The sequence below is a fragment of the Paenibacillus sepulcri genome (assembly GCF_042647105.1).
GTDB classification, from domain to species: Bacteria; Bacillota; Bacilli; order Paenibacillales; family Paenibacillaceae; genus Paenibacillus_Z; species Paenibacillus_Z sepulcri.
Genome location: NZ_JBHRUP010000001.1, coordinates 7,042,737 through 7,056,137, shown reverse-complemented (window position 1 = coordinate 7,056,137; position 13,401 = coordinate 7,042,737). Strand labels below are relative to the sequence as shown.

At 53.4% G+C, this 13,401-nt stretch carries 10 protein-coding genes; 1 reads left to right on the top strand and 9 read right to left on the bottom strand.

The genetic code is table 11. The features are described from left to right. Window positions 1-35: 35 nt before the first annotated feature. The 5 genes from ACFOLF_RS30640 to ACFOLF_RS30620 all read right to left on the bottom strand — a co-directional run bounded on the left by ACFOLF_RS30640 (window position 36) and on the right by ACFOLF_RS30620 (window position 6,877). A complete protein-coding gene (locus ACFOLF_RS30640) occupies window positions 36-1,604 on the bottom strand; it encodes an extracellular solute-binding protein (RefSeq protein WP_210045724.1) in 1,569 nt (522 codons plus the stop codon). A 209-nt stretch (window positions 1,605-1,813) separates the two neighbouring features. After that, on the bottom strand, window positions 1,814-3,571 hold the full coding sequence (locus ACFOLF_RS30635) for a sensor histidine kinase (protein WP_379113749.1): 1,758 nt from the start codon (window positions 3,569-3,571) through the stop codon (window positions 1,814-1,816). A 476-nt stretch (window positions 3,572-4,047) separates the two neighbouring features. Further along, entirely contained in the window at window positions 4,048-5,127 is a 1,080-nt protein-coding gene (locus tag ACFOLF_RS30630; RefSeq protein ID WP_210045722.1) for an AI-2E family transporter, read from the bottom strand. A gap of 196 nt (window positions 5,128-5,323) precedes the next feature. Further along, complete coding sequence (locus ACFOLF_RS30625; protein ID WP_210045721.1) at window positions 5,324-6,109, bottom strand: class I SAM-dependent methyltransferase; 786 nt, start codon at window positions 6,107-6,109, stop codon at window positions 5,324-5,326. Window positions 6,110-6,136: 27 nt separating this feature from the next. Beyond that, a complete protein-coding gene (locus ACFOLF_RS30620) occupies window positions 6,137-6,877 on the bottom strand; it encodes a methylenetetrahydrofolate reductase (RefSeq protein ID WP_210045720.1) in 741 nt (246 codons plus the stop codon). Window positions 6,878-7,023: 146 nt separating this feature from the next. On the opposite strand from ACFOLF_RS30620, the gene ACFOLF_RS30615 reads away from it, so the two are divergent. After that, window positions 7,024-8,448, top strand: coding sequence for an RsmF rRNA methyltransferase first C-terminal domain-containing protein (locus tag ACFOLF_RS30615; protein ID WP_210045719.1), 1,425 nt, complete (start codon window positions 7,024-7,026; stop codon window positions 8,446-8,448). A 497-nt stretch (window positions 8,449-8,945) separates the two neighbouring features. Here the strand turns inward: ACFOLF_RS30615 and ACFOLF_RS30610 are convergent, their stop codons facing one another. The 4 genes from ACFOLF_RS30610 to ACFOLF_RS30595 all read right to left on the bottom strand — a co-directional run bounded on the left by ACFOLF_RS30610 (window position 8,946) and on the right by ACFOLF_RS30595 (window position 13,401). Continuing rightward, entirely contained in the window at window positions 8,946-9,740 is a 795-nt protein-coding gene (locus tag ACFOLF_RS30610) for a Cof-type HAD-IIB family hydrolase (RefSeq protein ID WP_379113721.1), read from the bottom strand. A gap of 78 nt (window positions 9,741-9,818) precedes the next feature. Beyond that, a complete protein-coding gene (locus tag ACFOLF_RS30605) occupies window positions 9,819-10,583 on the bottom strand; it encodes a pseudouridine synthase (protein ID WP_379113723.1) in 765 nt (254 codons plus the stop codon). After that, window positions 10,584-12,563 (bottom strand): RsmB/NOP family class I SAM-dependent RNA methyltransferase, encoded by a 1,980-nt coding sequence (locus ACFOLF_RS30600; protein WP_379113751.1) that lies wholly within the window; start codon window positions 12,561-12,563, stop codon window positions 10,584-10,586. A gap of 313 nt (window positions 12,564-12,876) precedes the next feature. After that, complete coding sequence (locus ACFOLF_RS30595) at window positions 12,877-13,401, bottom strand: DUF309 domain-containing protein (protein ID WP_379113725.1); 525 nt, start codon at window positions 13,399-13,401, stop codon at window positions 12,877-12,879.

The following is a 13,401-nucleotide window of genomic DNA, read 5'->3' as shown; positions in this document are numbered from 1 at the left end:
CCATTTTGGAACATCCCTGTTTTACGCCTGGCTTTTTATTTTTTGCTTGCCAGATAGGTATCGATTTGCTTTTGCGTCTCCTGCAGAATCTTGTCAAGACCATTGTTTTTCTGCTTCTCAATATAATCCGCGACAGCTTCATCCACATTTTTGACCATCCCGAATTCAATCGGTCTGCTGATTTCCTCCGTCGCCTGATCGCGCTTGGCTATTTCATTCTTCATGGCATCTTCGGCGATAAACAAACCGTCAATCGGGGAGTTCACATTGTTTGGCTGGCTGGCGAATTCCGCTTCCTTCAACCAGAAATCCTGGCCGTATGTCATCGTCGGACGCATGAACTGCGGCTTCCAGAAAGCCCACTGTCCGCCCCACTCCATATAGTTGCTGGTTGTTGTCGTCATGCCTTCCGGATACTCGGTCGCTTCGCCACTAAGCACATAGGTTTTGCCTTCAATGCCGTACTGCACCAGGTCGTACAGCGTCTTGTCGGTTTCTATCATATCCAGGAAACGCAGAACACGATCGGGATGCTTCGAATTCCGGTTGATGGCGACTACATTCGCCAGTGCAGTCCGGTTAACAAACTTTTTATCGGGATAGAGCAGCGACGTTTGCTGCTTGTAGTTCGGATCGGCGAAGCCCGGATCAGCATTCGCCCATTCATGGGAGGTGACGGTGAAGAGCGTTTTGCCGTTTCTCCACTGCGCGGCTCCGTCCTCCTTGTCGATCATCGCATCGCGGTTGATCAGCTTATCGTCATACCATTGCTTGGCCAGCGCCGCTGCTTCCTTGAAGAAGGGCTGCTGCTCAATCGGTTGAATCTTGATAGCCGGATCATTCAGGTAGAAGCCGAGCCCGTGAAAATTAAGATCCACCCACTCATCACGAATCATATAAATGGACAGCGGCGTCGTCCGCGACAGCTTCTCGTTCGGATACGCTTTCTTCAAATCCCGCAGCAGTTTATCGATATCTTCTATCGTTTTGATGGAATCGGGAGCTATCGTGATTCCGGCCTTCTCGGCCAGATCGGCCCGCCACCCGGCGAACTTGCGTTCATTCATCTTCATCGTCCACGGAAGCCCGACAATTTGACCATTTACGGTAGCCGCGGACAGCGTTCCCTGCTCTTCATATTTTTTGTTCAGATTGGGAGCATATTTCGGAAGCAGGTCATTAAGAGCCATATATGAGCCTTTAGCCGCCATTTGCTTATAAGACAGCCAATCGCCGTCGAAGTTCATATCCCAGTCGTCCCCGGATGCGGCCATGACCAGCATCTTATCCTTGAAATCGCCGAAAGGAATGAAGTTGACGTTGAAGCGGATATTAAGCCCCTTGGATTTCACATAATCGCTGATTGCAGACCAGACCTCATCGGTCGCCGCCTTCTTGTCCCCGCCAAAATAAAACTTGAGCAGCACCTCGTCTTCCTGCTCCGGCGCCGGTTCGGCCGCTCCGTCGGTTGTTTCGGACGTATTGGCAGGCTGATTCGACTGATTCGGCTGATTGCCCTCATTGCTGCTGCTGCACGCAGCAAGCAGCATTACAATTAGCAGCGCGGCCATGAACAGCGGTATTCTTGATTTTCTTCCTGACATCTGGACTTCTCCCCTTACTTGATCGAATGATGTTGCAAATCTTGATAGTATTATCATAAGTTTGGGGGCAAAAGGTTACTATGAGCTAATCTTATCCTTTGCGGTGCGATATTAGCCTGTTGACCAGGCTTCTGCTTGAGGGAAGGCGCACACTATTCTTAAGCTTCCTTAGTCGTGGTGCCGTACGCAAATAACGGCAAAAGCCGCCCCTATCGGACGGCTTCCGCCACCTCCCCCCGCAGCGTCTCCTCTTCAAGAATCGGATGCCGCAGGGTGATCTTCGTCCCGATTTCCGGGCCTGTTTCGATTTTCAGCTTGTAGTTGTCACCAAAATACAGCTTAAGGCGGTCATTCACATTCCGCAGCCCGACGCCTCTATGCACCGGCTTGCCGCCATGATCCATGTCCCTGTTCAGCTGTAAAAGCGTCTCTTCCGGAATGCCTTTCCCATTGTCCACAATATCGATGACCATATCCTTTCCTTCCCTGCGGGCGGAAATCAGAATTTTGCCTTTCTCGAAATTGTCCCGTATGCTGTGCTGGATGGCATTCTCTACCAGTGGCTGAAGCAGCAGGCGCAGAAACGGACTCGACATCGCTTCGCTGTCGCAGGCATACAGGATTCGCACCGTTTGGCCCATCCGGGCCTGCTCGATCAGGACATAGGCCTTGACCTGCTCGATTTCACGCGCCAACGTCGTAATTTCATTCCCCTGATTCAAGCTCAGCCGCAGCAAATTGCCAAGTGCCGAGACCATTTCACTGATATCGCTCCGCCCGTGGCTCTCGGCCTTCCAACGAATGGACTCCAGCGTGTTGTACAGAAAATGCGGATTGATTTGATGACTGAGCACCTGGAACTCCAGCTCCTTCTTCTTCCTCTCGGACCGGGAGGCCTCCTCTACCAATCCTTCTATCCGCTGCGTAAGACTGTTTACCCCCCGGTACAGCCAGCCCACCTCATCCCCGCGGGACGAATAGGGAAGCTGCCTGAAATCCCCGGTTTCCATTCTTCTCATCAGCCGGACCAGCTTGGCAATAGGCTGCGTATAATTAATCGTAATATAGACGACTACGCCCAGGCAGCAGATTAAATAGATAATGAGAAAAATAATGAGCAGCCGGTTAATCTCATCAATCGTTCCCGTTAATTCCTGAAGAGGGGTAAGGCTGACAATCGACCAGGGAACGGAATCCATTTTGACAAAAGTGGCCAGATAGGTTGTGCCCTCCATGGTAATGGACTGCGAGCCCTCCCTTCCTGAATGAATAAGCTCATTAAACCGCGGCGAAGGGAGCAGGCTGCCTGTCCATTCATTACGGCCGGAATCGAAGAAAATCATGCCCTCATCATTGAGAAGCAGCAGCTTCTGCTCAATCAATTGATCCGATGGCGAGAAGAAACGCTTCAACTGGTCCTCGGACAAATCGGTCGCAATGATTCCGCGGGGAATCTGATCGTAGAGTCCCGAGAATCTTTTTACGTAAGAAAGCAGCGGCTTGGAATATTTGCCCCGCTGGGGCATGGACAAATGCCATGTCGGACTGATCGAGGCTTTGGATTCCAGAAACCATTCCTCTTCTCCAACCTCTACGGATTCACCGATTGTGCTCATATAAGAGGGATAGTGGGAGGGATTGATGGGGTACACATGCACCCGGAATGCATCGATCAGGGGCGTACTCGGATACAGGATCGTCAACAGGTTAACCGTGAACGCTTCCTCCTCGGCCTGATTGCCGGGCTCCTTCTCCAGCAGCTCCTGGAGCTGTTTGTTGCCGATGAGATCATTCACCTGGTCGTTGACAGAATTCAGATAGATTTCGAAATTTTTTCTGGCCTGCTGCAGATAGCTCATGGACATGGTCGTATTGGCATGGGAAATCCCTTCGATCGACTTGATATGCGCGTAATAAGCGAACAGCAAAAAAGGGACGATAATGATCATAAAAAAGATCAAAATCATCCTGTTGCGAAAAGACGATGTGAAGCGCAAAGAGACTTTATTCATCCGTCAATTTTCAAAAGAAGCATGATGCGCCTCCCCCTCTCTTCGATGATGATAGCCATTAGGACATCAATGTCCTACAATCTTATACTTGTTGCAAATCAAGATGCAATATGGCATTCTTAACTCTTTGTGGGACATTCATGCCGGATTGCTGCCCTTGATACAAGGAGTGCCGGCGATTTTACAAATCCATTGGATATGGCAGGTCCGCTGCATATTTATAGAATACATTATTTGGTAACCGTCTGTTAATAGACAATCCTCGCAGCAGATCTGCCATAGAAAAATAACGGGATACAGAGACGTGCAAGTCTCATATCCCGTTATTTATTCTTGCTTATGATTCGGCTGCATTCATCATATTCATATCCGCGTTTCTAACTTCATGTCATTTCACGCTTCTTGCAAGTGTCCCGATGTCCCGATCCAAGCTACGCATTCTCCCAGCTCTGCTTGAAGAACAGCTGATAGACCTTCGTTACAATGATCTTGAGAATCATGTAAATCGGTATAATAAGCAGAATCCCAATAATTCCGGCCATATCTCCTCCCACCAAAGCAAGGATGATCGTCGTCAGAGGATGGATATCCAGCTGTTTGCCAAAAACATACGGAGCAATCAGATTATCCTGGATTTGCTGTGCCACCAGAATAATAATAAGCGCCCAGATTGCCGTCGTAGGCGATTCTATAAACCCGATAATGACAATCGGAACCGCCGAGAGAATCGCACCGACAAATGGAATGAAATTCAAAATAACAGCCACTACGGTCAGCAGCAAAGCATAAGGCAGCCCGATAATGAGAAAACCGCAATACATCAGAACACCCAAAGACAGATTCACGATCACTCTGCCCACGATAAAACCACTTAGCGCATTGTCGATTTCGTCCATAACCTCGTTTCCTTCATCTCGAAACCGTTTTGGCATAAAGCTGACAATTTTGCGCCCGAAATTCCCGCCTTCCTTCAGCATATAGAACAAAATGATCGGGAAGATAAACAGGATGATGGCGAAATTGGAAATGATCGAGAACAGGCTCGTGAAATAATCCGTCAGCACGCCAAAACCTTTGTTCAGAAAATCGGTTAACCGGTTGAGCGGGCTAAGGTCCCCAGGGAACAGATTTCCGATAAATCCGTTCTTCTCCAGCTTCTCCACCTGCTCGCTGAGCGTATTGAACAGGGTTGGCGCATTATCAACCAGATTCACAAGCTGCGTCCGCAGGGAAGGCCATACCCCGATGCTGAAACCTACCAGAACGATGGCAACAACCAGGTAGATCAGCAGGATCGACAGCGCCCGGTTTATTTTATAGCGTTCCATCATGTTTACAAGCGGCCGGAGCAAATAATAGAAAAACACCGATAGCATCAACGGAACAATGATAATGCTGAATAGAGACAGGACGGGCTTGAAAATAAAATCCACCCGCGATCCCAAATAAATGATCCCTATCACCAGAAGGATCGCGATACACAATCGGATAAAGCTGTTCAATTTGATCATTGCTTGTCCTCCCCTGTCATTTCCGGTTTCCTTTATTTACCCGCTTCCAGCACAAATCCGACCGTTTCTCTCACGCTCTCATTATCTCCTATGAATCCCTGTGCATCAACCGGCTGGTCCTGTTATCAAAAAAAATGACCACCCGTATGCTCTATACGGACATGGTCATCAAAAATTTCATATTTCGTTAATTTCTCTATTTCCCCTTCACAGCCTGAAATAAAGCCGACTCCCCTGTAAAGCTGACCAGTTCTCCAGCTTCATCCCTGGTGATCGAGAAATAATCAATCACCTGCGGCTCGGCCTGAAGCATGGACGCTGCCAGCGCAGCCCGTTCGTCTTCCGGCAACCCGGATCTCTCGCACCAGGAACGATAATCAAACGTTTTCGGAAAACACGTCAGCCCTTCAATCCGGAATCCCGTCGTTTCGATCATACGGATCCATTCGGATTTTTTATAGGCGCGCACATGGCTTGCGTCTCTGTGCTTCTCGATCCGGTTATAGAATTGATCGAACGCGTCGTTCTCCGGCGTAATATTGTCAATCAGCAGCAGCCTTCCACCTGGCCTTACGACCCTAAGCGCTTCCGCCAAAAAAGCTCCCACATCGGCAAAGTGATGAGCGGCGATCCGGCAGGTGACCAAATCAAAGGAATGCTCGTCAAAAGGCAGCGCCTCCGCATCCCCCGCAACGAAATCAACATTGGCATGTCCATCGCTGCGGATAAACGCAGCTGCGGTATTGAGCATATCCTCCGTCAAATCATAGGCAATCACATGATGCACCAATGGAGCGAGCGCTTTGGCCACATGTCCCCCGCCTGTTGCAATATCCAGTACGTTCATCTGCTTATTGGCATTGGATGCGGCAACCAGCTGCGCCAAATCCTCGCCTTTGGCATGAAGCGGACTTGTGATATACTTTTCGGCGTTTTTGCCGAACTGCTGCTGTACCTGTTTTTTGATGGAATCTGACGACATGAATGTTCCTCCTTTATGTTCCAGCTTTTATTGAAAAATCCCCGTTAAATAAGCGGCAATATCGTTTTTGATCGGCATGAAGTAGATATTGCTGCCACTGCCATAAGCATAATCCAGCGCCTTGCGGCCAAACGCAATATTCCATTCCAGCGTAGGCTCGAAATCCGCAGGGAAGAGAGCTTTATTTTTAACCTCCCAGTAATTTCTGGACTTCACAGACGTTACGGGCGATACTCCCCAGAAGGTATCAACAGGCTCCAGCAGCTTCAGGTACTTGTCCATCATGCGAAGATCAAAAAAAGGCTGTGTGAAAAATCCGTCAGCTCCCGCGTCGAGTTTTCGCTGCGCATACTCATATTCGGCCTGCACATCGCTTCGATAGGGATCCAATGCGGCATAAATCCGGGTCTCGGGGCTTGCGGCCTTGATCTTCCTGATCAACTCGATGCTGGTGGTCGGATAAACGGCACGGCTCATATCCTGCGGCGCGTCGCCGGTAATGACGAGAATCTCTGAAATGCGATTGCGGTGCAGCTCTTCTAATAGCTTCATAGGAACATCAGGATCAAAATCAATAGCCCTTATATGCGGGATACTGTTCTCAAAATAGGGTTTGGATATGGCTGTGCCTTCCCAGCTGCGGATGCTCAGCCTGAGTAAATCCGGTATATTGACCGTATTGACGGATGGAAAATGGGTTTTGATAAATTGAAGCTCCTGCTGCAAATGCTCCGCTTGTCTTGGAACCAGTTCAATCGATATTCTCATAGGCACTCCTTTTTGTTGATAGCTTTATATCAAATTATAGCATGAATAGATTGCCGTATCAGGCTGTCCATTCGCCTCTTTATGGTATAATAATCTGCATTGTATTGCCCAGCCTGCCATCTCTGCTGAAAAGGAGCTAAAATACCGTGCCCGTCACACTCCCGGATGCTTTCATCCATCAAATGCGCCAGCTTCTGCCCCATGATATGGAAGCCTTTCTCCAGAGCTACAACGCCTCCCGGACCTTCGGCCTGCGGATCAATCCGCTCAAGCCCGCTGCCGGGCAGCCGCTGCTTGCGGAAGCTGTCCGGCAGTTCAGGCTGGAGCCTGTCCCATGGTGCGGAACCGGCTATTATTATGAAGAAGCGTCAAGGCCCGGCAAGCATCCTTACCACATGGCCGGACTTTATTATATCCAGGAGCCCTCGGCGATGACGGCCGCGGAGCTGCTTGACCCTCAACCAGGCGAGCTTATTCTTGATCTGGCTGCTGCTCCAGGCGGCAAAACGACCCAGATCGCCGGAAAAATGGCCGGTCAGGGCGTTCTGATCGCGAATGAGATCCATCCCGCCAGAGCCAAAATATTAAGTGAAAATGTGGAGCGCTGCGGCATTGCCAACGCTATCGTGACAAGCGCCGCCCCCGATGAGTTATCCCGCCGGTTTCCGGGGCTGTTCGACCGGATTATGCTGGACGCCCCATGCTCGGGCGAAGGCATGTTCCGCAAGGATGAAACGGCCATCAGCGAATGGTCGGTGGCGCATGTTGCCATGTGCGCGGCCAGGCAGGCGGATATTCTGGATCATGCCGCCATTCTGCTGAAGCCCGGAGGAAGGCTGGTTTATTCAACCTGCACCTTTAACCGTCTGGAGAATGAAGAGACGATTGCCGCCTTCTGTTCCAAATATCCGGCGTTCAGCGTTATGCGACTGGAACGCATATGGCCGCATATAGAACGGGGAGAAGGCCATTTTGTCGCTGTGCTCCAAAAAGCCGGGACTTCTTCCCCCGCGTTTGCTGGAGATGCTGGCGACAGCCCGTCTGCCGCGGAGCAGCACCCGGGCAAGTCAAAGCGTGAGCGCCGCCGGAATCACACCGCAGCGGGAACCAGCGGCCTCGAAGCGGATATGGCGCTCATGCGCGCCTTCGCCGAAACAGCGCTGCCCGGCGGATGGACGCTGGGGCCAGGCGAGCCGCTTCGCTTCGGCGACGCCCTCTATTGGCTGCCGCATCCGGCAAGCGGCAGCACAAGCCCCATCGGGGCTGGGGACCTTAACGGTCTCAAGGTCCCCCGCCCCGGCCTGCACCTGGGCGACGTGCGCAAGAACCGCCTGGAGCCGGCGCATGCTCTGGCTATGGCAGTCCCGGCTGGCGCCGCCGCATGGATGCAGAGCTACCGGCCCGAGGCGCCGGAGATCGCCGCCTTCCTGCGCGGAGAGACCCTTCCCGCACAGGAGGGCAGCACCGGCTGGGGCCTCATAGCCGTAGACGGCCTCTCGCTTGGCTGGGGCAAAGCCAGCGGCGGCCAGATCAAGAACCACCTGCCCAAAGGACTGCGGCGCTTCACCTAGGGGACACCAGCACGCCAGCTCCCGACACTCCCCGGCAGCTGCCTTCCATAATTGAGCGGCAGTCTCTGCGTGTCACAGCAGGGCATATGCCCAAATATGGCCGCAGCCTGGGCAGCTGTCCAGTCGCATGCCGGTTTTCTTCATACTATACTGTATACCGAGTACCGAAGATCATCATGAATGACCAGAAGAAACGGTGCCGGAATTATCTTTTCAGGGAGAAATTTGCTTGTCCGGAGCTGTCGGAGGATACGGAGGTTTCACTTCGGCCGGCGCAATATTGGTCTTGTTCATTCTGCTGGTCATCTTAACCTGCCGAATCCTGTACGGATCAATCCCGTTTGCGCACAAGAAGAGCTGGCGCCGTCCTTGGGCGGCGCATCAAGCTTCTTCATTCCAGAAATACATATGACGGAAAGGCAGACTTCCTTACAGTTAAGAATAAAACCGCCTGAGGGAGTTCCCTCAGGCGGTTTTGCATTCCCTACAAAGCCTCATCACCAGGCATAAGTACGCAGGGCATATGCGACACCATCTTCTTCATTGGAGAACGTCACCGCGTTCGCAGCTGCCTTAACCGCCTCGGGCGAATTGGCCATCGCAACGCCAAGTCCCGCGAAGGTCAGCATGTCGATATCGTTATAATAATTACCGATAGCCATCACCCGGCTGCTGTCGATGCCGCGCACATGCGCAAGCTGGGTAAGCGCCGTGCCTTTGCCGGCTTCCGGATGCTGTACATCAATAAAATATTCTCCGCTGCGTATCGGCTTTAGTCCGTCCTTCCACAAACTCCAGTCCGCCTCGATCCTGTCCATCTCCACCGCGCTGCCAAATACCGTAAACTTTACTAGACCCTCCGGCAGAGCTGCGGCGCTATCCCGCCAAACCGGCTTCACCTCATAGCGTCCGTACATGGCCTCCGCTTCCGTGGTGATGCCTTCAATCATCAGATCAAACGCCGTGTTTATATCAAAATGATAGCCGCCCTGCAGGCAGTACTCCCGGAAACGGGCAAGCTCAGTGCCGGATATCGCATATTGATGAATCACCTCTCTGCGGTCCGCATCGACCGTCGCAGCTCCATTATGCGTAATCATCGTACCCGAGAGACCAAGCTCAGCGAGTACCGGCAGCGCATTGGTCGGCCCCCGTCCCGTGCACAGCACGATCTCCGCTCCGCGGGAGGCTGCCTCCCGCACCGCGTCACGCACGGCCGGAGTCAGTACATGACCGTCTGTGAGAAGCGTTCCGTCCACATCAAGCGCAATCAAATCATACTGAATCGACATCCTGTCCTTACCTGCCCTTCACTAAATCACGGTTGTTTGCCTCAACAAACAGGCTTAATTTATGCACAGCAAATACGTCTAGCTGTTCTTGACCTTCGCCTCTTTAATCAACATGAGCTGCTCCAGCTCCGTTTCCGTAAGCGGACGGTACTCACCAAGGGACAAAGCCGGATCGAGCGCGAGCGGCCCCATGGCTACCCGTTTCAGGTAGATGACTTTTTTGCCCACGGATTCAAACATCCGCTTAACCTGATGAAATTTGCCTTCATGGATCGTCAGTGAAATTCGGCTGTGCACTGCTCCCTCTCCCGCGGCTTCTTTGCCGGTTATATGAAGCTCTGCAGGCATCGTCTGATACCCGTCGTCCAAAGCAACTCCCGCGGCAAAAGCATCCACATCCTCCCGGGTGACATCCCCCAGCACGACAGCCTCGTACGTTTTGGGCACATGCTTGCGCGGCGACAGCAGCTCATGAGCCAGACGGCCGTCATTGGTCAGCAGCAGCAGTCCCTCCGTATCCTTGTCAAGCCGACCGACAGGAAATGGCTGAAGCACCCGATCCACCGGATCAAGCAGCTCGATTACGGTTTGATCCCATTTGTCCTCCGTTGCCGAAATGACCCCCTGCGGCTTGTTCAGCATCACGTAGATCACTTCCTGGTACACAACCTTCTCGTCATCGAACAGGACAACCGCCGTTTCCGGATCAAGCGTGAGACCGTGATCTTTGGCACGGACGCCATCCACGCTCACGCGCCCCTGTTTAATCGCTATTTTCACTTCGCTTCGCGAGCCGCAGCCCATATTGGCCAGCAGCTTGTCGAGCCTCATCTTCTTTGCCACTTATATCAACCTCCAACCGGCAGGCAGCTCATTCTTGAGCCAGCCTTCTCCGCCAACCTTGCCCCATCCAATGGGAAAATCATCCGCGCAAACCAGCACATAACCCTTTGCCGCGGCTCCAGCCGGCGTACTATGCTCCAGTTCGTGCGGATCTCCGTCCCGCGCATCGGACCGGCCATCCGGCTCCCCGGCCCGAACCAGACGCTCTGCATCGATATGCAGCGTCTCGCCCTTCAAATACCGGAGCGTCGCTTCATCATCCGCGCCCAGCCGCAGACTCAGCGCCGCTTCCCCGCGCCGCAGTCCCAGGGCCAGCGCCTGCGACGGCTCAAACCGGTGCGGGCCGGCTTCGCCGATGTACCAGCCGGCCCGCACGACCCGCAATCCGCCGAGCGAAGGCATGCCCGGCGGCTGCAAATAGACACGCGAGCCGTAAGCAACCAGCTCGCCGGTCCACTGCTCCGCGCCGATCAGCTGCTCGGCCGCGAATTTCCCCCAGGACGCCGCGGCATCCGGAGCCGTTCCGGGGCTGCTGCTCCCCTTGTGGGCGGAAGCGCGCTTGTCGTCCCGCGCGACTTTTCCCCCATAGCTTATGCCGCCTGTTTTGTCCGCCCTTCCGCCGCGGAGGCCCTTCTCCCCGGCATGAATTCTGACGCTGTCCTGAGGATGGCTGCCCTGACGGCTATGGGCTTTTTTACGGCTGCGCTCATCAGCATGACCTTGTCCTCTGCTGTCTTGCGCTCCGTTAGCCTGACGCTTCGCCCCGGAATACCGTTCCTCGTGGACAGGCCTTTGCGGATAACCTGACTTCTCTTGTTCATTAATCCCAGCTTTGCTGGCTGCAGTCCGCTTCAGCTGCCCGCCGTGGCTTGACTTCCCTCCATGACGTTCAGGCTCCGCACCTACGGCACCGCTTCGCCCGCCGTCACTTGTCTGCTCATCAGCATCAACCGGTTTGCGTTTGTACAGGACCGCTGCATAATGCCCTTCGCCTCCGGTCAAATGCGGCCACAGCCGGACCGTACCCGAAATGCTTGCCAACCGCGCACGGCCCGCTTCGGCGTTCTCTCCGAGCTGGCCGATAAGCAGGTTTCTTCCGGCTATCCGTTCCATGTCAGGATCTGTATCATTAACGGCACCAACAGCCTCGGCAGCGCTCAATCCGATCCAATCCGGTCTGCCTGCCGCCCAACCATGGGCAAGCTCAATGGGGACAATCTCCAGCAGCGGCTCCGCAATCAATAAAGCGGCGATTTGGGCTTCGTTTTCTTCAGGCGAGAACGTGCATGTCGAATAGACCAGAGTGCCTCCCGGCGCCAGCATCCGGCTCGCATGAACGAGAATATCCCGCTGCATGACGCTGCAGCGTTCCACTGAATGACGTTCCCACTCGGCAATCATCGATTCGTCCTTACGGAACATTCCCTCTCCCGAGCAGGGGGCATCCACCAGAATGCGGTCGAACCATCCCTCGAATACCTCCGCAAGCCTCCCTGGTTCCTCGTTCAGAATAACCGCATTCCGTACTCCGGCCAGCTCGATATTTTTGGCGAGCGCCTTCGTCCGTTCCCTGGCATTGTCGTTGGCTACCAGCACGCCGCTGCCCTGCAGCTTGGCCGCCAGCTGGGTCGACTTGCCCCCGGGAGCCGCGCATAAATCCAGCACGCATTCGCCAGGCAGAACGCCGAGCAGCTCCGCGGGCACCATTGCGCTGGGTTCCTGAATATAGTAAAGCCCCGCATGATAATGCGGGTGCTTGCCCGGGCGGTCGGCTTCTTCATAATAGAACGCCCCCTGTTCCCAGGGAACACGTGTCAATCTATCCGAAAGCAGCGATAGCTCGGCAAAAGCCGCCGCCGTCAGCTTTAATCCGTTTACCCGCAGTCCGAATTTGCGCGGCCGTTCATAAGAAGCAATAAAATCGTCATATTCGCCCTGCAGCATGATTTTCATTTTATCCGTAAACGATTGCGGCAGCATGATGCCCACTTGCCAAAACCCCTCCTGCCGTTTCTCTCGTTCATCTAAAAGCAAAGCATATTTTTACCTTTGTAGTCATTAACATATTGTATTATACAGCGCCCGGCTTCACCAACTGCTTTTTCCAGGAAAATCCGTCCAAGTAGGAACAAATGGCTGCTGCGAGGCAGATTTCTTCCCTCAGATCCCCATATTTAAAATAAACCGCCTGAGCCGCTTCGCCCCCCCTATCCGGAGCAGGCCAGCGGCAGACGGTTATTATCCCGGGTGGATATGATTGTGCCGGCAAGCCGGCAATTCGGGTTCATGACGCTCATAGCTCATCCTCCGCATGCAGGCGCTGCTCCAGCGGAATCTGAGACATCGCCCCGACAAGCCGGCGAAGCTCATCATCCTGTACAAGCAGCCGAAAAGCTGCGAACGGAGGGGGCCCCGCAAGCTCGGGTCCAGGCTTCGTCAGAACTGTTTCACCGGCGGCTTCAGAGGCTCGATTGCCCTCGTCAACCATCCGGTTCACCCAGGAATGGAGCGGCGCAAGAACGCGGGCCATGTCTTGACGGAGCATTCCCAAATCCAGTCCCATCAGAACATCCGGGTATGAAGCAAGCTTATTCTCCGCTTGCGTGAACAGCTTCACAGCGCCCGAGTAATTATCATTGCGCCAATGATGCAGACCGACTGCAGCCTGAAGAAGGCCTTGATACAACGTATTCCGCCCTTCTTCAAGCCACATCTCCTCCATCACCTCATGGCATTCAAAGTAATCCTCGTCCATATTGAAAAGCACGATAAAATGAACGAAACGCTCATCATACCGTTCCTGCTCCCTGCCGACCAA

Coding starts and splice junctions, on each gene's coding strand:
- ACFOLF_RS30625 (WP_210045721.1), bottom strand. CDS start 6,109: ATGTCGTCAGATTCCATCAAAAAACAGGTACAGCAGCAGTTCGGCAAA.
- ACFOLF_RS30620 (WP_210045720.1), bottom strand. CDS start 6,877: ATGAGAATATCGATTGAACTGGTTCCAAGACAAGCGGAGCATTTGCAG.
- ACFOLF_RS30600 (WP_379113751.1), bottom strand. CDS start 12,563: ATGCTGCCGCAATCGTTTACGGATAAAATGAAAATCATGCTGCAGGGC.
- ACFOLF_RS30610 (WP_379113721.1), bottom strand. CDS start 9,740: ATGTCGATTCAGTATGATTTGATTGCGCTTGATGTGGACGGAACGCTT.
- ACFOLF_RS30630 (WP_210045722.1), bottom strand. CDS start 5,127: ATGATCAAATTGAACAGCTTTATCCGATTGTGTATCGCGATCCTTCTG.
- ACFOLF_RS30640 (WP_210045724.1), bottom strand. CDS start 1,604: ATGTCAGGAAGAAAATCAAGAATACCGCTGTTCATGGCCGCGCTGCTA.
- ACFOLF_RS30635 (WP_379113749.1), bottom strand. CDS start 3,571: ATGATTTTGATCTTTTTTATGATCATTATCGTCCCTTTTTTGCTGTTC.